The sequence below is a fragment of the Streptomyces sp. R11 genome (assembly GCF_041051905.1).
Lineage (GTDB): Bacteria > Actinomycetota > Actinomycetes > Streptomycetales > Streptomycetaceae > Streptomyces.
In genome coordinates this window covers 2,638,033-2,657,866 of sequence record NZ_CP163432.1, presented here as the reverse complement: position 1 = coordinate 2,657,866, position 19,834 = coordinate 2,638,033, and the positions used below count along the sequence as shown (strand labels likewise).

Sequence of the window (19,834 nt, the reverse complement as noted above, 5' to 3'; positions counted from 1 at the left end):
GGTCAGCGCGGCGCGTGATGGCGGCATACGGTCCTGGGCGGGGTCAGGATCTGCAGGGCGCGGGCGGCCTGCTGGGGGACGACTCCGTTGCCCAGAGCGGTCAGTTGGGCGGGGCGCCCCAGTCCGGGTGTGCCGGTCACCCAGCCGGGAGGAAGGCCTTGCATCCACTCCACGAACCGCGGACTGAGACGGCCGGCCTCGTCGGTTGGCAGTGGTGCGGGACGGGTGGCGTGATCCCAGCGGGTGATCGCGGCGGCGTACGGCCCCCAGATCTCGGCCCGTCCTGCTGGTGCGCCGGATCCCCGAACAGCGGCGTTGCGTGCGTGCGCGGGGTCCTGCTCGCAGCGCCCTTCCGCTGCCCTGTCGTTCGTGTGGGCGTGGCATCCGGGGTGGGCCGCAGGCGTGCTGCTGCCGAGAGCAGGGTCATGTCCCCGTTGCCATGACGCTGGTTGGGTGAGCCCTTGGTGCCGTCGGATGCCGTCGGGGTGGGCAGGAGCCACTCGAGCTCGTCCGCCAGGTTCGGGCCGTGGCCGCCCTGCTTGCGTTTCGCCGGGTGCTGGCTGCCCCCGTTGGCCCCCAGGTTGCTGGTCGGGGTCTTGAGCAGCGGTGATCCGTCCGGATGGCCAGGCGGCGAGGAAGATCCGCTCTCGGCGGTGCGGGGCTCCGACGTCGGAGGCGCGAAGCACACACCAGCGCGCATCGAACCGGATGTCGGCCAGGGAGCCGAGTACGGCACCGAGTGCCCGCACAGCAGGCTGGCCTGTGGTGTCTCCCAGACACCACGGGCAGAGTTCCACGTCGCCAGGGGAACCGGCGGGCGAGGTGAGGAGCCCTCGGACATTCTCGATAACCACCAGGCAGGGGTTGAGGGCTTCGATGGCACGGACGACGTGGTGCCACAGACCGGACCGGGTGCCATCAGCCAGTCCGGCGCGGCGGCCGGCGACGGAGACGTCTTTGGCAGGGGAAGCCAGCCGTCACGACGCACACCTCCGGGACCTCGGCCCAGTTCACGGCTGTGATATCGCCGAGATTGGGCAAGGTGGGCCAGTGGCGGGACAGGACCCGGGCGGCACCCGGATCGATCTCGGCGTGCCAGGCGAGCGTGCCTCCGAGGGCGGCTTGGACGCCGAGGTCCAGGCCGCCGTAGCCAGAGCACAGGCTCCCGATCAGTGGCGGCACAGCCACCGAGGCCAGGTCAGCGGCCATGGCGGGGCGCCGGAGTGTAGGCGAGCCGGACCGGACCAGGGGCGGGGGGCTCCGCGGGGAGGCGGTAGATCGAGTTCGTCGGCCGTGCCGAACCGCTCAACGCCGCAAGCACGCGCGGTGGCGTGCCGTCCAGCCGGTCCGCCGCGCCCCGCAAGGTGTCGCTAGAGCGTGATCGCTCCCAGAGCGGAACAGAACCCGGCGTACAGCCCGACTCGTCTGCCGCTCAGGCCCCCTGACAGGGGAATGTGCCCCCGGCCCCGACGGCCGACTGCCACGCGGCATCCGGAAGCGTCCGGCCGGGCACGGGCGTTGACCTGCGACACCACCGCCGAAGTGTCTGACGCGCGTACGGACGGCGTCGCTCAGCCGCCCAGCGCGGCGATCGTGTTCACCTCCTTCTCCAGGAGGCCGGAGATTCCCGCCTGTGCGGCCAGGGCGCGGCGCTGCGGCTCGGCCTGGGCGCGCTCGGCTTCGTACTTCTGCCACTCGGCGGGCTGCAGGAACAGCATGTCGCCCGTGCCGGGGACGACCATGACGCCGCCGAACGCCGGGTCTCCCGCGAACCACGCGCCGTTCTCGGCGCCCTGGGGCCAGCGGCGGACCGTGGACGCGCTGACGGCGCGCATCGTGCGTGCGCCGTGCTGCCCGCGGACGGACAGCTTCACCGTGTGCACGGTGCCGAGCAGCAGCCGCTCGGAGCCGCGCTTGTCCACGCGGTCGCGGTACTCCAGGGGATACGTGCGCAGCACCTGCTCACACACTCCGAGGCGCCGTCCGTGCCGGACCCGGATCAGCAGGAAGAGCAGGACGAAGAGCCCGAGCACGATCGGCAGCACGGTCAGGAAGGTGTTCGGCACTCCCGCGGCGACGAGCACGAAGGGCAGGGCGATGAGAGCCGCACCGAGGGCGGCGCGCAGGGCGATGTGCCGGGTCCTGACCGCTTTGTTGTGCGCGAGGACCGCGGCCACTTCCGGGGTCTGGGGCGGCTGCGTCATGCGACGTCACTCCTCGTCGTGGGGGTCATCCGAAGTCGTTCTGTACCTGATGCGCGGCGCTGCCCGGCGCGGGGGAGTCCTCGACCTCTCCGGGCCCCGGCTGCGAGGGGTCGGTGTACGTCAGCGTATGGGCGATGCCGAGGAGCACGTCGCGGTAGTCGTCGGCCTGATCGACCGCCTCCGTCACGAGCTGGATCAGCACGATGTCGTGGCCGCCGGGCCCGGTCACCGCGATGGTGCCCTGCCACACCAGGCCGCTACGGGGGCCGTCACCGCCCTCGGGAGGCCTGCCCGGAGCGAGCGTGCGGCGCTTCTCCTCGGCCAGGAAGCCGAGCCCGCACGGCAGTTCAAGGGGGCGCATGCCCACGTCGCGCCTGTCGGCCGCAGTGCCCGCGAGGCTCGCGATGACCGCCTTGGCATGGCTGCCCGAGGTCGGCAGTGCGGAGACGGTGAGAACGGACGAGGTCAGGCCGCCGTCGTCATTCGGGTGCAGGCCGAGGGCACAGCTCTGCACGCGTTGCGCGTTCAGGGCGCTCACGGTGGCGGCGTAGAAGCGCAGCACCTCCTCCGCGCGGTCGCGTTCGTCCTCGGGCATCGCCATGACCTGCCGGACGAGTTCGACGACGCCGTCCAGCGGGGGATCGAGATCGATCCGGACATAGCCGTGGGGCAGGCCGTACCAGAATGCCGGTGTGCGGCCGTGCGGTGCCCTCGTGGGGGTATCCGTCACGGGGTGGTCCACCTTTCACGGAGCGGGGCTTGCTGCTCGGGTATCGGGGCTGTCGGACTCATAGCCAGCCGAGGAGGCCCGCGATGGAGTGTGCGGTGGCAGCGGCCTTGGTGCTCTCCGCCGCGTTGTGCTCGGAGCCGTCCTTGTCCACCAGGCCCAGGCTCTCGGCGGAGGAGACCATGTTCGCCGCGACGTTGAGGCCGTTGGCGCTGATCTCGCCGATCAGCTTGGCCGAGCCGCCCGCCGACTCCCCGGCCGCGCGCCAGGCGTCGTTGACGTCGTCGGTGGCGTTCCGCGCGAAGGACGGGACGATCTCCTTGACGAAGGCGCCCGCCTTCTCCGAGTTGGAGACGGCCACGCCCCACCGACCGGCGTCGGCAAGGCCTTCGGTGACCTCCTTGGCGGCGGCGCCGAGGGCCTTGCCGCCCGGGATCATGCCGACGGTGTCACCGGCGAGTGAGGCCCAGGCCGCGAAGGTGTCCATGCCGCTGCCGCCGCCCATCAACTGGCTGCGGAACTCGGGATCGGCGAGGTTCTTGGCCATGGACGTGGCGCTCGCCACGACCGCGATACCGGCGAACAAGGGCGCCAGCGGCGTCGGGAAGAGGGCGAGCAGGCCGGCGATGGCGCCGATGGTGCCCGCGTGCTCCACCAGAAAGTCGCCGACCGCCTTGAGGACGTCACCGACCTTGCTCCAGAAGCCCGGCTCGTCCGGCGCCTTCTTCGTCGCGCCGTCGAGGGCCTTGGCGACGCCTTCCGCCTGATCGGCGTGCTGGGTCTCCAGCTCCTTGACCTTGCGGTTGAGGTCGTTGTACTCGCTGTTGGCCTTGTTCAGGGCCGTGGTCGCCGAGTTGAGGTTGTTCTGGGCCGTCTGCAGCCGTGCCGTGGCCGCGTCCAGCTCGGGGCCCTCCGTGAACGTCTGCTTGTGGAGCTGCAGATCCGGGTTCCGTTCGGCCCGGTCGTAGGAGCGCTTCGCCTCGTCGGCGGCGGCCTTCTTGTCGGCGGCCTCGGCGTCGTACTTCTGCGCCAGCTCCCGGTTGGAGGTGAGGTGGCCGTCCCAGTTGTGCAGCTGGGTGGCGGCCGTCCGCAGAGAGCTCGCGGCTTCCTTGATGTACTTGGGAAGATCACCGTCGAGCGTCTTGCGGAACTGTTCGGCGGCCTCGCCCTGCCAGTAGCTGGACTCGCCCAGGAGCTTGCTCAGTTGCTGGTGGCAGGTGTCGAGGGCGGTCGCGGCCGTCTTCACCTTCCTCTGCAGCGCGGCCACCTCGGTGGGTATGCCGGGTACGGGGTTCCAGCCGATGTTGGGGTACGGGTTCGCGGCCATTACCGTGCGTCCCCGTTTCCACCCGAAGTGGCCGACTTCTCGATGTGCTTGAACGCTTTCTCCAGGGCTTCCTCGACCTCTTCGTAGCCCTTCTTGTTCGCCTTCACGCCCTCGCTGATCGCATCGATCATCTTCTTGGTCTGCTCGGACCCGTACTTCCACTCTTCCTGGAACTTGTCGCACGCCTCGTCGAGTCGGCCGGTGCCGATCTGATCCGCGCGTACGTGACCGAGGGCGGCACGCGCCTCGTCCAGTTCGCGCACGCAGTCTTCAAGGTTCTTGAGGAACCGCGCGAGTTGATCCACATCCGTCTTGAAGTGGTCCCCCATGGACCGGTGTCTCCCCGTGTCAGCCACCAATGTCGTGCCGAGATGACCGGACTACCGATCATCAGCTGCACCATACAGAGGCCGTTGAGTCGGTCGGCATGCCCCCTGCCGGGTTGTCGACCCAGCCGCGCTCGGGCCGTCTGCCGCGGCCCTCCCAGGTCCGGCGAGCTCCGCCGCGCGCATCCCTCTTACCTACGGTCCGTGTTCGGAGGCCGGAGCATCGAGCTTCATCTACTCAGGCAGTCCTCGGACTTCGCGGGCCGCCGAACCCAGCGACCGCTCCCTCACCCCCGCGAGATGCCGAGTGAACACCTCACGCATGTCCGGCGTCAGCGTCCGCAGCGCGACCAGCGCGGTGATGACCACGTCGCACAGCTCGCCCTGTACGTCCTCCCAGGTGTGGGTGACGCCCTTGCGCGGGTTCTGACCGGTCGCCCCGATCACCGCCTCGGCGACCTCGCCGACCTCCTCCGACAGCTTCAGCATGCGCAGCAGCAGGCCCTCCTCGCCGCCGATCGGCTGGTCGGTGTCGAGCCAGGTCCACAGGTCGTCGATGGTTGCCCATAGGTCGGCGGAGGGCTCCGCGGCGGTGTCGGGAGGGGAGGCCTGATCAGTCATGCGGGGCAGCTTCGCACAACCGTGAGTGCCGCCTACTCCGCCCCAGCCGGAGCCTCCTGATCCTCGAACACCCCCACCTGCTCCTCCCTCCTCGCCTCGTCCAGCCTCTTGTTCCGCGCCCCGATCACCACCGCCGTCACCGCCGCCGTCGCCGCCAGTGCCGTGGGGACCATCCAGCCGCGGTCGACGACATGGCCGAGGGCGTGGTCGAGGGAGAGACGGCCGGGGCCCGTGATCGCGAGGCAGGTGGCGGCCAGGCCCAGGGTGGCGGCGTGCTCGTAGCCGCCCTCCTGGTTGAAGAAGCCGTTCGGGGCGTGCACCGCGGCCGCGCCCGCCATGCCGCCGGCCGCCGCCGCACCCGCCGCCGGCGTCGCCAGGCCCAGCGCCAGCAAGGTGCCGCCGCCGGCCTCCGCGAGGCCCGCAGCCGTGGCGCTGGCCTTGCCCGGCTGGTAGCCGATCGACTCCATGAACTGGCCGGTGCCCTCGATGCCGTGTCCGCCGAACCAGCCGAACAGCTTCTGCGTGCCGTGCGCGATCAGCACGCCGCCGGCGCCCAGCCGGAGCAACAGCAGGCCCAGATCATGTCGGTCGTAAGCACTCACGATGTCTCCCGGAACAGACCACTGGTAGCGGATCCCCGCCCTCGTAGCCACCGTCGCATCGAAGTCACCCGCCCGGCCTGCCCTCGCCGCCGTTCGGGTGGCGGGGCCCCGGGGGCGGTGTGAGGCTGACCGGTATGACGATTCAGACGTCCAAACTCAGCGACCCCGCCGTCCGTGCCTTCGTCACCGCCGTCAACGCCCACGACCGCGAGGGCTTCATGAGCATCCTCGCGCCCGGCGCGACCATGGCGGACGACGGCAACGACCGCGACCTCGCCGACTGGATCGAGCGGGAGATCTTCTCCTCCAACGGCCACATGGAAGTCGACAAGGAGTCGAACCGCGGCCGCGACCTCCTCGCCAGCTACCGCAACGACACCTATGGCGAGATGCGCACCCGCTGGCACTTCGAGGTCGAGGGCGACGGCAGGATCTCCCGATTCGAGACCGGCCAGGCGTAGCCCGGAGCGAGAAAGCCGGCGTGAGAACCGCTCAAGCGCTTGCCCTCGTGTGCACTTCAACTTCTACCGTCCCCCCTCATGGAGACCAAGAGGACTTTGGGACGGACCGGCATCGAGGTCAGTGCGCTCGGCTTCGGCTGCTGGGCCATCGGCGGTGAGTGGCAGTCCGCCGACGGGCAGCCGCTCGGCTGGGGCAAGGTCGACGACGAGGAGTCCGTACGGGCCGTCCGGCGCGCCCTGGATCTGGGCGTCACGTTCTTCGACACCGCGGACACCTACGGCGCCGGCCACAGTGAACGCGTCCTCGGCCGCGCCCTCGGCAACCGCCGCGCCGATGTCGTCGTCGCCACCAAGTGGGGCAACGTCTTCGACGAGGAGACCCGCACCCTCACCGGCGCCGACGACACCGTGCCGTACGCCCGCCGCGCGCTGACCGCCTCGCTGAAGCGCCTGGACACCGACTACGTCGACCTGTACCAGCTGCACCTGTCCGACGCCGACCCGGAGCGTGCCGCCGAGCTGCGTGACGTCTGCGAGGAGTTCGTGCGCGACGGGCTCATCCGCGCCTACGCGTGGAGCACCGACGACCCGGCCCGTGCCGCCGTGTTCGCGCAGGGAGAGCACTGCGCGGCGGTACAGCACGCGGCCAATGTGCTCCAGGACGCCCCTGGGATGTTCGCGCTGTGCGAGGAGCTGGAGCTGGCGAGCATCAACCGCAGCCCGCTGGCGATGGGCCTGCTGACCGGCAAGCGCAGGACCGGGCAGGCCCTCGAGGCCGGGGACATCCGCAGCCGGCCGCCGCAGTGGCTGCAGGGGTTCGAGGACGGGTCCGGAGCCGACCCGGAGTGGCTCGCGCGCGTCGACGCGCTGAAGGACGTCCTCACCAGCGGCGGCCGTACGCTCGGTCAGGGCGCGCTCGCCTGGCTGTGGGCCCGCAGCCCGCGCACCGTGCCGATCCCGGGGTTCCGTTCCGTCGAGCAGGCCGAGCAGAACGCGGGCGCGATCGCCAAGGGGCCGCTCACTGCGGGGCAGATGGCCGACGTCGACCGGATCCTCAGCCGCTGAGCACTGCCGTACGGGCTGCCGAGCACCGTCGTACCGCTCAACCGGCAGCCGTTCCACGCACCGGTGCGTACCCCCGCGGTCCCACGCGAGGTCCACCCCCACCCGGTGTCATGGAACGGCTGCCGCCTCCCCCTGGAGTGGCCTGCGGAAGCCGTCTGCTTCATATGTGAAGCTCTGGTGCAGAACGACTTGAGCATAAGTCGCCTACCGGCCGCGATGTGCCGGAATTCAACATTCCGATTGTGTGAGTTGTGGAGGTCGCGGGTGGGCGGGTGAGCCCTCAGCCGCGCCCCACATACGGCATCGCCGTCGCCAGCACCGTCGCGAACTGCACGTTCGCCGCCAGCGGCAGCTCCGCCATGTGCCGCACGGTTCGGGCCACGTCGGCCACGTCCATCACGGGCTCGGGCACCACCGAGCCGTCGGCCTGCAGGGCGCCCGTCTGCATGCGCGCGGTCATGTCGGTCGCCGCGTTGCCGATGTCGATCTGGCCGACGGCGATGTTGTACGGCCGCCCGTCCAGCGACAGGGACTTGGTCAGTCCGGTCAGCGCGTGCTTGGTCGCCGTGTAGGCGACGGACAGCGGGCGGGGCGTGTGCGCGGAGATCGAGCCGTTGTTGATGATCCGGCCGCCCTGCGGGTCCTGCTCCTTCATCTGCCGGTACGCCGCCTGCGCGCACAGGAACGCCCCGTTGAGGTTGGTGTCCACGACATGCCGCCAGGCGTCGTACGGCAGCTCCTCGACCGGCACCCCGCCCGGTCCGAACGTCCCCGCGTTGTTGAACAGCAGGTCCACCCGCCCGAACCGCTCCACGGTGGCGGCGAACAGCGCGGTTACGTCCTCCTGCCGTGACACGTCGGTCCGTACCGCGAGCGCGGCGGCCACGGGTGCCTGCGCCACCGTCTCCTCCAGGGTCTCGACGCGCCGCCCCGCCAGCGCCACCGACCAGCCCGCGCGCAGCAGCTCCACCGCGACCGCGCGGCCGATGCCGGAGCCGGCGCCCGTCACCACGGCGGTCCTCGTGTCCGTTTGCCTGTCATTCATGGGGCCGCAGGCTACGCGACGGTCCGCCATCCGGACCTCATCCATCCGCCATCCGAGTGTTGTGTACGCGCCAAGCGAGTGTCGTCCCCGGCCACTCCAATGCCTCATGCATCCATCAGTCAGGGGAGGACCGGATGACACTCGCAGCACGCCCCCAGCCCCAGCACGCCCCCGAACTGCGCGCGGCAGCCCGCCACATCGGCCGCCGCCGCTTCCTGACCGTCACGGGCGCGGCCGCCGCGCTCGCCTTCGCCGTGAACCTGCCGGCCGCGGGCGCCGCGAGCGCCGCCGAGCTCGACGCCCGCCGGATCACCGACAACCCCTTCACCCTCGGCGTCGCCTCGGGCGACCCGCTGCCCGACTCCGTCCTGCTGTGGACCCGCCTCGCCCCCGCCCCGTACCAGCCCGACAGCGGACTGCCCGCCCAACGGATCACCGTGCACTGGGAGTTGGCGCACGACGAGCAGTTCACCAGGATCGCCAGACGCGGCGCCGCCATCGCGTACCCCGAGTTCCACCACACGGTCCACGTCGAGGTCGGCAAGCTCGACGCGGACCGCGTCTACCACTACCGCTTCCGCGCGGGCACCTGGATCAGCGAGACGGGCCGTACCCGCACCGCCCCCGCGCCGACCGGCACGGCGAGCTCGCTGACCCTCGCGGCCGTCTCCTGCCAGGCGTACACCGACGGCTACTACACGCCGTACCGCCACCTCGCCCAGGACGACGTCGACATCGTCTTCCACCTCGGCGACTACCTGTACGAGTACGCGGTCAACTCGGTCGGCGGCTACCGCAACTACACCGACCGCACGCTCCCCGCGCTCTTCAACCGCGAGACGGTGACCCTGGAGGACTACCGTCTGCGCTACGCCCTCTACAAGTCCGACCCCGACCTCAGGGCCGCGCACGCCGCGCACCCGTTCGTCGTCACCTGGGACGACCACGAGACCGAGAACAACTACGCCGACGACATCCCGGAGAACAGCGTCCCGCCGGAGGAGTTCCTGCTGCGCCGGGCCTCCGCCTACCGCGCCTACTGGGAGAACCAGCCGCTGCGCCGCCCGCAGCGGCCCGTCGGCCCCGACATGCAGCTCTACCGGCGCCTGCAATGGGGCCGGCTCGCCCAGTTCGACGTGCTGGACACCCGGCAGTACCGCTCCAACCAGGCGTACGGCGACGGCTCGCAGATCCCCGGCCCGGACGTCGACGACCCGGCGCGCACGATGACCGGGGCGACGCAGGAGCGGTGGCTGCTCGACGGCTGGCGCGACTCGACTGCGCTGTGGAACGTCGTACCGCAGCAGGTCACCTTCGCCCAGCGCAAGTTCGACCTCACCGAGCCGTCACGGGTGTCGATGGACGCCTGGGACGGCTACCGCGCCTCCCGCCGCCGCGTGCTGGACGGCGCCACGGCCGCCGGCGTCGAGAACCTGATGGTGCTCACCGGTGACGTCCACGTCGGGTACGGCTTCGACATCAAGGACGACTTCGACGACCCCGACTCCGCCACGCTCGGCACGGAGATCGTGGCCACATCCATCGCCAGCGGCCGGGACGGCATCGACAAGCCGGCCAACTGGGACACGTACATGCAGGCCAACCCGCACATGAAGTTCTACAACGGACGGCGCGGCTACGTGACCGTCGCGCTGGGGCGGCAGCTGGCGCGGACCGACTTCAAGACGGTGCCGTACGTGACCACGCCCGGGGCGCCGGTCACGACGGCCGCGTCCTTCGTGACGGAGGTCGGGGAGCCGGGGCTCACGCCGGCGTGAGTTCGGGCGTGCGGTCCTCTTCGGGGGCCTCGCCCGGGTAGCGGACGCCGACGCGTTCCCGGATCGCGTCGAGCGTCCGCATCACGGCCAGCGTGCCGTCCAGCGGGACCAGCGGTGACTCGGTCTCGCCTGCGCGCAGGGCCCGCATCACCTCGGCGGCCTCGTGCCGCAGGCTGCCCCGCGCACCGTCCGCCGGGTCGGCCGTGAACTCCTCGGGGTCACGGCCGTCACGGTGCAGGACGAAACGGTCCGGGAAGAAGAAGCCGTGCGGTATGTCGATACGGCCGCCCGAGCCGGTGACCGACGCCGAGGTGGCCGTACCGCCGACGATGGAGCAGTGCACCGAGGCGAGGGCGCCGCTGTCCCAGGAGAGCAGGGCTCCCGTCTGCAGGTCGACGCCCTCCGCGGACAGCGCCGCGCGCGCGGTGACGTCCGAGGGCTCCCCGAGCAGCAACTGCGCGAAGGAGACCGGGTACACGCCGAGGTCCAGCAGCGCGCCGCCGCCCTGCGCCGGGTCGCGCAGCCGGTGCGCGGGCGGGAAGGGGCCGGCCAGCCCGAAGTCGGCCTGCACATGGCGCACTTCCCCGATCGCGCCGTCGTCCACGAGGGCTTTGAGCCGCCGGATGAGCGGGTTGCAGTACATCCACATCGCTTCCATCAGGAAGCTGCCGCGCGCCTTCGCCAGCGCGACCAGTTCCTCGGCCTCCCGCGCGTTCAGCGTGAAAGCCTTCTCGCACAGCACGTTGCGCCCGGCCTCCAGGCACAGCCCGGCTGCGACGCGGTGCGCCGAGTGCGGGGTGGCGACGTACACGACATCGATGTCGCCGTCCTCGGCGAGCGCGTTCCAGTCGCCGTACGCCCGCGGGATCCCGAAGCGCTCGGCGAACGCGTCGGCGGAGTCCTGGCTCCGCGAGGCGACGGCCACCACCTCGGCATCCGGCAGGTCCACGAGATCAGCGGTGAACGCGGCCGCGATCCCGCCGGTCGCCATGATCCCCCACCGCACGCTTCGTTCCGTCACTGCGGTCCCACCCCTCGCTCATGTGACCCTCGGCACTGTGTACGAGCTGAGAGCATAGAGGGCGGATCACTCGGAGAGGGAGGGGCGCATGGGCGACCGTGGGGGGCCGACACAGCCGGCGGAGCCGATACCGGACGTGTCGCAGTCGGCCGTACCTATGACGGACAGACCGCCCGCCCGATCCCTGCGAGGCACCGGCCTGCTCGTCACCCTCATCCTCGGCGGTCTGACGGCGACGCCCCCGCTGGCGATGGACATGTACCTCCCGGCGCTCCCCGAGGTCACCGGGTCCCTGCACGCCCCCGCCGCGACCGTGCAGCTCACGCTCACCGCCTGCCTGGCCGGCATGGCGCTCGGGCAGCTGGTGGTCGGCCCGATGAGCGACCGTTGGGGCCGCAGGCGCCCGCTGCTGGCGGGCCTCGCCGTGTACGTCGTCGCCACCGCGCTCTGCGCGCTCGCGCCCAGCATCGGGTTCCTGGTCGCCTTCCGGCTGGCGCAGGGCCTCGCGGGGGCGGCGGCGATCGTGATCGCGAGGGCGGTCGTACGCGACCTGTACGACGGCGTGGCCATGGCCCGCTTCTTCTCCACCCTCATGCTGATCTCGGGGGTCGCCCCGATCGTGGCGCCGCTCATCGGCGGCCAGGTCCTGCGGGTGACGGACTGGCGGGGCGTGTTCGTCGTGCTGACGGTGGTCGGGGTACTGCTCGCCGCTCTCGTCTGGCGCAGGCTCCCCGAGACCCTGGCGCCGCAGGACCGGCACAGCGGCGGGGTCGGTGAGGCCCTGCGGGCCATGCGCGGGCTGCTCGCCGACGGTGCCTTCGCCGGGTACATGCTGGCCGGCGGGTTCGCCTTCGCCGCGCTGTTCGCCTACATATCGGCGTCGCCGTTCGTGATCCAGGAGATCTACGGTGCCTCGCCGCAGACCTTCAGCCTGCTGTTCGGGCTCAACTCGGTCGGGTTGGTGATCGTCGGCCAGATCAACGGCAAGGTGCTGGTGGGACGGGTCAGTCTGGACCGGGTGCTGGGCGTCGGGCTGGCCGTGGTGATCCTGGCCGCGACCGCGCTGCTGCTGATGTCGCTGGGCGCTTTCGGCGAGGTCGGACTGGTACCGGTGGCGGCGGCGCTCTTCGTGCTGATGTCCGCGATGGGCGTCACCCTGCCCAACACCCAGGCCCTCGCCCTCCTGCGCACCAAGCACGCCGCCGGGTCCGCCTCCGCGCTGCTCGGCACGTCCTCGTTCCTCATCGGCGCCATCGCCTCGCCCCTCGTGGGCATCGCCGGAGAGGACACCGCTGTCCCGATGGCCGTCGTCCAACTGGCCGCAGCACTGGTGGCGCTGGCCTGCTTCATGGGAATGTGCCGTCCCTGGAACAGTCGTGCGGGTGCGGAGGGAGCAGAGAGCTGAGCGCGCCGAGACTGCGCGGGGACACGCCGGAGAGGGCCGGACTCGACCCCGAGGAGATCCGTCAGCTCGTCCGCGAGGTCCGCGACCTCACGACCGGCTCTCGCCCCTGGGCGGCCGGGGCGGTGCTGATCGTCGGGCGGGGGCCCTACCTCGCCGTCGAGGAGGCCGTGGGCTGGGCGGTGCGGTACGCCTCCTACGACGAGGAGAAGGACGCCGGGGTGGAACTGCCGCCCGAGAGGCAGGTCCCCATGACCGCCTCCACCCCCTTCGACCTCGCCTCCCTCACCAAGCTCTTCACCTCGGTCGCCGCGGTGCAGCAGATCGAGCGCGGCACCCTGGGCATCGACGCGCGGGTCGGGGCGTATCTGCCGGACTTCCACGCGGCTGCCCGGCATGACGTCACGGTGCGTCAGTTGCTGACCCACACCTCGGGGTTGCGGCCGGAACTGCCGCTGTACGACTGCCGGGACGACGCGGAGCGGCTGGATCGGTTGCGTGCGGAGCCGCCGGTGGGGGTACCGGGGACATACTGCTACTCGGACCTCAACCTGCTGTTGCTGCAGCACGTGCTCGAACGCATCACCGGCCGCACGCTCGACGTCCTGATCCACGACGGCATCACCCGGCCCCTGGGCATGACGTCGACCCATTTCGGCCCCTGCCCCGGCGCGGCGGCGACCGAGGACCAGCGGCGGCCGTGGGCCAAGGCGGACCGGGGGATGCTGCGGGGGGTCGTCCACGACGAGAACGCCTGGGCGCTGGGCGGGGTGGCGGGCCACGCCGGCCTCTTCGCCACGGGACGTGACCTTGCGGTCTTCTGCCGGGCCCTGCTCTCCGGCGGCGGGTACGGGCCCGCCCGGATCCTCGGTCCGGACTTCGTGGAGCTGCTGCTGTCCGCGCCCGGGCTGGGGTTCGCGGTGGATCAGCCGTGGTTCATGGGGGAGTTGGCGGGGCGGGGGGCCGCGGGGCATACGGGGTTCACGGGGACGTCGTTGGTGCTGGATCCGGTGACGGACACGTTTGTGGTGCTGCTGGCGAATGCGGTGCATCCGCGGAGGCGGGCGCCGGACAGTAGGCCGCGGGCCAGTGCGGGGACGCGGGTGGCGCGGGCGGTGCGGGGGTAGAGCGCTGTTCCGGCGCCGGCCCAGTCGGTTCAGCCCGTCCGGCGTTTGAGGACGAGGCCGTTCAGGCCGAAGCGGGGGTCTGGGGGCGGCAGCCCCCAGGGACGGGACGGGTAGGGGCGGCGGGGGCGAAAAAATCCCGGCCCCGCGCCCACGCCGCGCGCCCTCGTAGAATCGCCGGGTGAACGACCCAGCATCCCCGGCGGACGCCCTGCGCAGCAGCCTCGCCACCCTCCTCGACGGCCTCCCGCCCCGCCAGGCCGCGCAGGCCGTGGAGCGGCTGATCGCCAGCTACCGGGGCGCCACCCCCACCGACGCCCCCATCCTGCGCGACCACGCCGACGTGGCGGCCTACGCCGCGTACCGGATGCCCGCGACCTTCGAGGCGGTCCACTCGGCGCTGGAGGCGTTCGCACGGGCCGTACCGGACTGGACCCCCGGCAGCCACACCGACGTCGGCGGCGGAACCGGCGCCGCGACCTGGGCCGTCACCGCGACCTGGCCGGGCGAGCGCAGCGTCACCGTGCTGGACTGGGCCGAGCCCGCCCTGCAGACCGGCAGGGAGATCGCCGCCGCCAACCCGGCGCTGCAGCAAGCCCGTTGGCAGCGCGCCCGCATCGGCTCGGCCCTCACCCTGGACCCCACCGACCTCGTCACCGTCTCCTACGTCCTCAACGAGCTCACCGCCCCCGACCGCACCGCCCTCCTCGACACCGTGGCGTCCGCCGCCCGGGCCGTCGTGATCGTGGAACCCGGCACCCCCGACGGCTACGCCCGCGTCATCGAGGCCCGCGACCGCCTGATCGGCGCCGGATTCCACATCGCCGCCCCCTGCCCGCACAGCGCCGACTGCCCGATCGTCCCCGGCACGGACTGGTGCCACTTCTCGGCACGGGTCAGCCGCTCCTCCCTGCACCGCCAGATCAAGGGCGGCTCCCTCGCCTACGAGGACGAGAAGTTCAGCTACGTCGCCGCCACCCGCCTCCCGGTCACCCCGGCCCCCGCCCGCATCGTCCGCAAGCCGCAGATCCGCAAGGGCCAGGTACTCCTGGACCTGTGCGAGACCGAACCGGCCCTGCGCCGCACCACGGTCACCAAGCGCCACGGCGACCTCTACAAGGCGGCCCGCGACGCGGACTGGGGCGACGAGTGGCCGCCGGCGTTCGACTAGGACGTCTGCTCGTCCTCCTGGGACACCTCCGTCCCCTCCTCCTGCTCCGCGTTCTTCTCCTGGAACTTGCGCAGCAGCTCCTTCTTCTGGGCCTGCGGGTCGACCCCGCCGCCGATCCGGCCGTTCCGGCCGCCGCCGCGCAGCGCCTTGCGGTTGAGGTTTCGACGTGTACCGCCGACTCCCAGCATGTTTCCGCCACCTCGGGCCATGGTGTGTCTCCTCCCGGCACCCGTTCTCGCCACCCGTAGGTGACGAGACGTATCGTCTCGATTTACTGCCCTCTCAGGGTCCAGCGAGACGCTCCGTCTTGTCAACCTGATAAATTCGAGCCATGGCAGCTCAAAAGTCCGCTCAGCCCGTACCCAACAGCACCCGCCGGAGCGAGAAGTCCCGCCGGGCCATCTACGACGCCGCCCTCGCCCTCGTCGGGGAGGTCGGCTATCCGAGGACCACGATCGAGGGGATCGCCGCCCGTGCCGGGGTCGGCAAGCAGACGATCTACCGGTGGTGGTCGTCGAAGGCGGACGTCCTGCTGGAGGCCTTCCTCGATCTGAGTGAACAGGCGTCGCGGGACGCCGGCCCGGAGTACGAGTTCGCCATCCCGGACACCGGCGACCTCGCTGCCGACCTCAAGGCCGTGCTGCGCCTCACCGTCGACCAGCTCAAGGACCCCAGCTTCGAGATCCCGTCCCGCGCCCTGGCCGCCGAGGGCGTGGTCAACGAGGAACTCGGCCGGGTCATCGTGGCCAAGCTCCTCGCGCCCTCGCTCCAGCTGTACGTCGACCGGGTGCGCGCCGCCCAGGACGCCGGCCAGGTTCGCCAGGACGTCGATCCGCGCATCGCCCTCGAACTCTGGGTCTCCCCCCTCGCCCAGCGCTGGCTCCAGTACACGGGCCCGATCACGTACGAGTACACGGACACCCTGGTCGACTACGCCCTGAACGGCATCGCCCCACGCACGCGGTAAGGGCGTAATTACCGCCGAAGCAGCGCATTGCTGATGATCCAGGTGCTGTGTACGCCTCGCCCCACCTGGCCCGGTTGTCCGCTACGGCCCCCCGAAGCGCACGATGGTGGGACCATAGGGCATGCTGTTCCGCACGACAGCGAGGCGAGGGGATAGATGAGCGCGGAGTTGGGCCGGACCGGCCTGCAGGGCAAAATCTCCCAGTGGCTGCGCGGACGCCGCCCCAAGGAGGCCGCCGGCGACGGTGGCCGGGAAGCCCTGCTGCTCGCCGCAGCGGCGGTGGGACTGCCGCTCGCGCCCGCCGCGCACCCGGCCGGCTTCCGATGTTCCTGTGATCGTGTCGGCTGTCCGACGCCCGCCCGGCACCCGGTGTCCTTCGCCTGGCAGACGCAGTCCACCACCGACCGCGCCCAGATCGAGCGCTGGGCCCGCCACCAGCCGCAGGCCAACTTCATCACCGCCACCGGCATGGTGCACGACGTCCTGGACGTCCCGGTCGAGGCCGGGCTCGAGGCGCTGGAGCGGCTGCTCGGCGCGGGCATCGAGGTCGGGCCGGTCGCCGAGAGCGACGACGGCCGCCTGCTGTTCTTCACCCTCACCCGCGGCACCCCCGAGGACGAGGACGAGTGGTGGCCCTGCGAGCTGGACTGCCACCCCGAGACCATGGACGAGCACCCGGGACTGCGCTGGCACTGCCGAGGCTCGTACGTCCTGGTACCGCCCGCGAAGCTACCCGGTGACCAGACCGTCCACTGGGTGCGCGGCCTCGAGCACCCGCTGCCCGACCCGCTCAGCCTCCTGGAGATTCTCACCGACGCCTGCGCCCGCTACGTCGGCGAGGAGCTCGACCACGTCTCCGCGGCCTGGCCCCTGCGCCGGCACTGAGTCCCGGCGCGGGCGCGCTACTCGCCCTTCGCCGACGTCATTCCCTGGATCCGGCCGAGGACCTGAACCTTTCCGGAGCCCTTCGGGTCCAGCGCCACCTCGGTGGAGACGAACTCCATCGTCAGCGACTGCTTGATCTCGCCGTTCGTCAGCGCCAGCACGCCCTTGCTCGGGGTGGGGACGGCCGCGCCCGTGTGGGCGGTCTCCTTCTCGAAGTGGCGCGTGGTGAAGAACACCAGCGCCCCACCGTCCTTCGTGCGGAGCGCCAGGGGCTGGTAGTCGCCGCTCGTCAGCGGCTCGTCGATGTACTGCCTGACCAGGCCCGGCCGCTCGGCCTTCTGGGACCGCTCGGTACGCCAGGTGCTGGTGTGACGGCCGTTGGCGAAGGTGTCCCCGCCGTCCTTGAGGTAGGTCACGTAGTCCTTGCTCAAGTCCCCGGGCGCCACGGCCAGTTCGGTCGAGTCCGCGGGAACGGCCTCGGCCCAGCCGTCCTTGTCCGTCTTGAACTCCGGTACGTCATCGGGGGCCAGCAGCGTCAGATACGCCGCCTCCCACGGATCGGTCAGGCTGTCGCGGCTGAACACGAACACCCAGCGGGCGCTGCCGCCCTTGTTGGCGGCCGCGTCGGCCACGAACCAGCGTGGCCAGCCCGCCTTCTTCGGGATCGTGAACTCGGCGTCCGACAGCTCCAGCGGCGTGTGCGCCGCGTTGCCCTCGGGACTGACCGCCTTGCCCGCCTTCAGCCGCGCCTCGTCGATGGCGCCGAAGGCGCCGGTGACATGGTCGGCGTCCAGGGAGCTGTCGTAGGCCTTGTCGGCCTTGTTGTACGCGGCTGTGAACTGCTGGAGGGCCTTGGCGGCCTCCGCCTTGGTGGCCGAGGGGAGCACTTCCTTCTCCCCGTGGACCACCACGCATCCGCTTGCCGTCAACGACAAAGCGGTCAGCGATGCCGCTATCAGTGCGCTCCGGTCAAGCCTGCGGAGCCTTCGAGGGCCGCGATCCCTGCTCATCAGGTGCCTTCACCTTCCCCTTCCCGGAGGCGAACCCTACCGGGGCGAGAAACAGCGCGAGTGTCGGGACCAGGTACAGCAGCCACACCGTGACCTGGAGGACGGTCGGGTCCGGCTGGAAGTTGAAGACGCCCTTCAGCAGGGTCCCGTACCAGCTGGACGGATCGACGGTGTCGCTGATGTCGAACGCCTTGTCGCTCAGGCCCGGCACCCAGCGCGCCTCCTGCAGGTCGTGGACCCCGTACGCCAGCACGCCCGCCGCCACGACGACCAGCATGCCGCCGGTCCAGGTGAAGAACTTGGCGAGGTTGATGCGCACGGCGCCGCGGTAGAAGAGCCAGCCCAGGAAGACCGCCGTGGCGATGCCGAGGGCGACGCCGATCAGCGGGCGCGGGGTGCCGTCACCGGCCGCGCGCACCGACGCCCACACGAACAGGGCCGTCTCCAGGCCCTCCCGGCCGACGGCCAGGAACGCGGTCGCCACCAGTGCGCCCGTGCCCATCCGGAGGGCGGCGTCCAGTTTGCCGTGCAGCTCGGCCTTGAGATGCCGGGCGGTGCGCCGCATCCAGAAGACCATCCACGTCACCAGGACCACCGCGATGATCGACAGGGAGCCGCCGAGCGCCTCCTGTGCCTCGAACGTCAGCTCCTGCGAGCCGAATTCGAGCGCGCAGCCGAAGCCGAGCGCGAGGGCGAGGGCGACACCGATGCCGATCCAGATGGGCTTCAGCGCGTCCCGGCGGTCGGTCTTGACCAGATACGCGATGAGGATGCAGACGACGAGGCTCGCTTCCAGCCCCTCGCGCAGGCCGATCAGGTAGTTGGAGAACACGGGCTACGCCTCCTTGGAGAACAGCGTGCTGCCCCACCAGTCGTCCTTGTCGCGGACGCCGGGCGGGACCGCGAACAGCGCCGAACCCACGTGCTGGATGTACTCGTTGAGCGAGTCGGGGGCCAGGTTGCGCTGGATCCGGATGAACCCGGTGCGCGGGTCGCGCTGGTAGGCGAGGAAGAACAGGCCGGCGTCGAGGCGGCCGAGGCCGTCGGTGCCGTCGGTGAAGGAGTAGCCGCGGCGCAGGATCGTCGCCCCGTCGTTGGAGTCGGGGTGCGCGAGCCGGACGTGTGCGTCGGGCAGCATCGCCTTCAGGAACGGCTCGTCGCGCTCCTTCGCCTTGCCGACCGGGGCGCCCTCGCCCTTGTCCCGGCCGATGATGTCCTCCTGCTCCTGGAGAGAGGTGCGGTCCCAGGTCTCGATGTGCATGCGGATACGGCGGGCCACCAGGTAGGAGCCGCCGTTCAGCCACGCGGGACCCTCGGAGGGGTCCACCCACACGAACTTCTTCAGGCGGTCCGTCTCCGTCCCCGCGATGTTGCGGGTGCCGTCCTTGAAGCCCATGAGGTTGCGCGGGGTCTGCTCCTCGGGGGTCGTGGACGAGGTCTTCCCGAAGCCCAGCTGGGACCAGCGGATGACGACCTTGCCGAAGCCGATGCGGGCCAGGTTGCGGATGGCGTGCACGGCGACCTGCGGGTCGTCCGCGCAGGCCTGGATGCACAGGTCGCCGCCGCTGCGGTTCCGGTCCAGGTTGTCGCCGGCGAACTTCGGCAGCTCGACGAGGGCTTCGGGACGGGCGTCGGCGATGCCGAAGCTCTCGCCGTACTTCTCGAAGAGCGACGGGCCGAAGCCGATCGTCAGCGTCAGCCGCGACGGCTTCAGCCCCAGCGCCTCACCGGTGTCGTCCGGCGGTGCCTCGGCCACACCGCCGAACCCGCCCTCGCCGACCGCCTGCCCGGCGGTCATCCGGCGCGCGGCGGCCGTCCAGTCCTTCAGCATCCGCACGAACTCGGCCCGGTCGTCGGTCTTCACGTCGAACGCGGCGAAGTGCAGCCGGTCCTGCACCGGCGTGGCGATACCGGCCTGGTGGTCACCGTGGAAGGCGATGGCTCCGCCCGCCGCCGCGCCGACCGGCTCCACGTCGCTGCCGGTTCGCGTCATGGCCACGGCACCGCCGGCCGCGACGGCACCGAGCGCGAGCCCGGCGCCGCCCCAGCCGATCAGCGAACGCCGGGAGGGAGTGCCTTCGGTCGATTCCGTCATGGC

General features: G+C 71.2%; 22 protein-coding genes and 1 pseudogene. 8 read left to right on the top strand and 15 right to left on the bottom strand.

Features of this window, described 5'->3' with window-relative positions:
• Positions 1–2: 2 nt before the first annotated feature.
• The 9 genes and pseudogenes from AB5J55_RS12090 to AB5J55_RS12050 form a co-directional block, all read right to left on the bottom strand.
• Complete coding sequence (locus AB5J55_RS12090) at positions 3–164, bottom strand: hypothetical protein (protein ID WP_369270673.1); 162 nt, start codon at positions 162–164, stop codon at positions 3–5.
• A gap of 510 nt (positions 165–674) precedes the next feature.
• Positions 675–926: pseudogene (locus tag AB5J55_RS12085) on the bottom strand (DNA cytosine methyltransferase); the annotation flags it as partial.
• Positions 919–1,209 (bottom strand): DNA cytosine methyltransferase, encoded by a 291-nt coding sequence (locus AB5J55_RS12080; RefSeq protein WP_369270672.1) that lies wholly within the window; start codon positions 1,207–1,209, stop codon positions 919–921. The gene AB5J55_RS12080 and the pseudogene AB5J55_RS12085, both read right to left, overlap by 8 nt.
• Before the next feature lie 362 nt (positions 1,210–1,571).
• Entirely contained in the window at positions 1,572–2,204 is a 633-nt protein-coding gene (locus AB5J55_RS12075; RefSeq protein WP_369270671.1) for a hypothetical protein, read from the bottom strand.
• 25 nt (positions 2,205–2,229) lie between these two features.
• On the bottom strand, positions 2,230–2,934 hold the full coding sequence (locus AB5J55_RS12070; RefSeq protein WP_369270670.1) for a hypothetical protein: 705 nt from the start codon (positions 2,932–2,934) through the stop codon (positions 2,230–2,232).
• A 58-nt stretch (positions 2,935–2,992) separates the two neighbouring features.
• A complete protein-coding gene (locus tag AB5J55_RS12065; protein ID WP_369270669.1) occupies positions 2,993–4,258 on the bottom strand; it encodes a hypothetical protein in 1,266 nt (421 codons plus the stop codon).
• Positions 4,258–4,587 carry a hypothetical protein gene (locus tag AB5J55_RS12060; RefSeq protein ID WP_369270668.1) on the bottom strand — a complete coding sequence of 110 codons (330 nt, stop codon included), beginning with the start codon at positions 4,585–4,587 and terminating at the stop codon, positions 4,258–4,260. Before AB5J55_RS12060 ends, AB5J55_RS12065 begins: the two co-directional genes overlap by 1 nt.
• A gap of 231 nt (positions 4,588–4,818) precedes the next feature.
• On the bottom strand, positions 4,819–5,205 hold the full coding sequence (locus AB5J55_RS12055) for a MazG-like family protein (protein WP_369270667.1): 387 nt from the start codon (positions 5,203–5,205) through the stop codon (positions 4,819–4,821).
• A 32-nt stretch (positions 5,206–5,237) separates the two neighbouring features.
• Positions 5,238–5,807 (bottom strand): DoxX family protein, encoded by a 570-nt coding sequence (locus AB5J55_RS12050; RefSeq protein WP_369270666.1) that lies wholly within the window; start codon positions 5,805–5,807, stop codon positions 5,238–5,240.
• 134 nt (positions 5,808–5,941) lie between these two features.
• Here AB5J55_RS12050 and AB5J55_RS12045 point away from each other — a divergent pair, with 134 nt between their 5' ends.
• Positions 5,942–6,268 (top strand): nuclear transport factor 2 family protein, encoded by a 327-nt coding sequence (locus tag AB5J55_RS12045; protein WP_369270665.1) that lies wholly within the window; start codon positions 5,942–5,944, stop codon positions 6,266–6,268.
• 78 nt (positions 6,269–6,346) lie between these two features.
• Positions 6,347–7,333, top strand: a complete 987-nt coding sequence (locus AB5J55_RS12040; RefSeq protein WP_369270664.1) for an aldo/keto reductase — start codon at positions 6,347–6,349, stop codon at positions 7,331–7,333.
• Positions 7,334–7,613: 280 nt separating this feature from the next.
• On the opposite strand, the gene AB5J55_RS12035 is transcribed toward AB5J55_RS12040, so the two are convergent.
• On the bottom strand, positions 7,614–8,378 hold the full coding sequence (locus AB5J55_RS12035) for an SDR family oxidoreductase (RefSeq protein WP_369270663.1): 765 nt from the start codon (positions 8,376–8,378) through the stop codon (positions 7,614–7,616).
• 134 nt (positions 8,379–8,512) lie between these two features.
• Between AB5J55_RS12035 and AB5J55_RS12030 the strand changes: the two genes are divergently transcribed.
• Positions 8,513–10,156: an alkaline phosphatase gene (locus AB5J55_RS12030; protein WP_369270662.1), complete on the top strand. Its 1,644-nt coding sequence runs from the start codon at positions 8,513–8,515 to the stop codon at positions 10,154–10,156.
• Here the strand turns inward: AB5J55_RS12030 and AB5J55_RS12025 are convergent.
• Positions 10,143–11,177 carry a Gfo/Idh/MocA family protein gene (locus tag AB5J55_RS12025; protein WP_369270661.1) on the bottom strand — a complete coding sequence of 345 codons (1,035 nt, stop codon included), beginning with the start codon at positions 11,175–11,177 and terminating at the stop codon, positions 10,143–10,145. The genes AB5J55_RS12030 and AB5J55_RS12025 overlap by 14 nt on opposite strands.
• Before the next feature lie 157 nt (positions 11,178–11,334).
• Here AB5J55_RS12025 and AB5J55_RS12020 point away from each other — a divergent pair, with 157 nt between their 5' ends.
• The 3 genes from AB5J55_RS12020 to AB5J55_RS12010 all read left to right on the top strand — a co-directional run bounded on the left by AB5J55_RS12020 (position 11,335) and on the right by AB5J55_RS12010 (position 14,874).
• Complete coding sequence (locus AB5J55_RS12020; protein ID WP_369276163.1) at positions 11,335–12,582, top strand: multidrug effflux MFS transporter; 1,248 nt, start codon at positions 11,335–11,337, stop codon at positions 12,580–12,582.
• Complete coding sequence (locus AB5J55_RS12015; RefSeq protein WP_369270660.1) at positions 12,534–13,706, top strand: serine hydrolase domain-containing protein; 1,173 nt, start codon at positions 12,534–12,536, stop codon at positions 13,704–13,706. The genes AB5J55_RS12020 and AB5J55_RS12015 overlap by 49 nt, the downstream gene beginning before the upstream one ends.
• Before the next feature lie 178 nt (positions 13,707–13,884).
• Positions 13,885–14,874 (top strand): small ribosomal subunit Rsm22 family protein, encoded by a 990-nt coding sequence (locus AB5J55_RS12010; protein WP_369270659.1) that lies wholly within the window; start codon positions 13,885–13,887, stop codon positions 14,872–14,874.
• Here the strand turns inward: AB5J55_RS12010 and AB5J55_RS12005 are convergent.
• On the bottom strand, positions 14,871–15,083 hold the full coding sequence (locus AB5J55_RS12005; RefSeq protein ID WP_369270658.1) for a DUF6243 family protein: 213 nt from the start codon (positions 15,081–15,083) through the stop codon (positions 14,871–14,873). The two genes, AB5J55_RS12010 and AB5J55_RS12005, sit on opposite strands and share 4 nt — an antisense overlap.
• A gap of 122 nt (positions 15,084–15,205) precedes the next feature.
• On the opposite strand from AB5J55_RS12005, the gene AB5J55_RS12000 reads away from it, so the two are divergent.
• Complete coding sequence (locus tag AB5J55_RS12000) at positions 15,206–15,841, top strand: TetR/AcrR family transcriptional regulator (RefSeq protein ID WP_369270657.1); 636 nt, start codon at positions 15,206–15,208, stop codon at positions 15,839–15,841.
• Between the two features lie 156 nt (positions 15,842–15,997).
• A complete protein-coding gene (locus AB5J55_RS11995; RefSeq protein WP_369270656.1) occupies positions 15,998–16,726 on the top strand; it encodes a bifunctional DNA primase/polymerase in 729 nt (242 codons plus the stop codon).
• A 17-nt stretch (positions 16,727–16,743) separates the two neighbouring features.
• Here the strand turns inward: AB5J55_RS11995 and AB5J55_RS11990 are convergent, their stop codons facing one another.
• The 3 genes from AB5J55_RS11990 to efeB are packed head-to-tail and all read right to left on the bottom strand — an operon-like array spanning position 16,744 to position 19,831.
• Positions 16,744–17,736: a hypothetical protein gene (locus AB5J55_RS11990; protein WP_369270655.1), complete on the bottom strand. Its 993-nt coding sequence runs from the start codon at positions 17,734–17,736 to the stop codon at positions 16,744–16,746.
• Positions 17,696–18,568 (bottom strand): iron uptake transporter permease EfeU, encoded by an 873-nt coding sequence (efeU, locus tag AB5J55_RS11985; protein ID WP_369270654.1) that lies wholly within the window; start codon positions 18,566–18,568, stop codon positions 17,696–17,698. Before efeU ends, AB5J55_RS11990 begins: the two co-directional genes overlap by 41 nt.
• 3 nt (positions 18,569–18,571) lie before the next feature.
• Positions 18,572–19,831, bottom strand: a complete 1,260-nt coding sequence (gene efeB, locus AB5J55_RS11980; RefSeq protein ID WP_369270653.1) for an iron uptake transporter deferrochelatase/peroxidase subunit — start codon at positions 19,829–19,831, stop codon at positions 18,572–18,574.
• Positions 19,832–19,834: the final 3 nt, after the last annotated feature.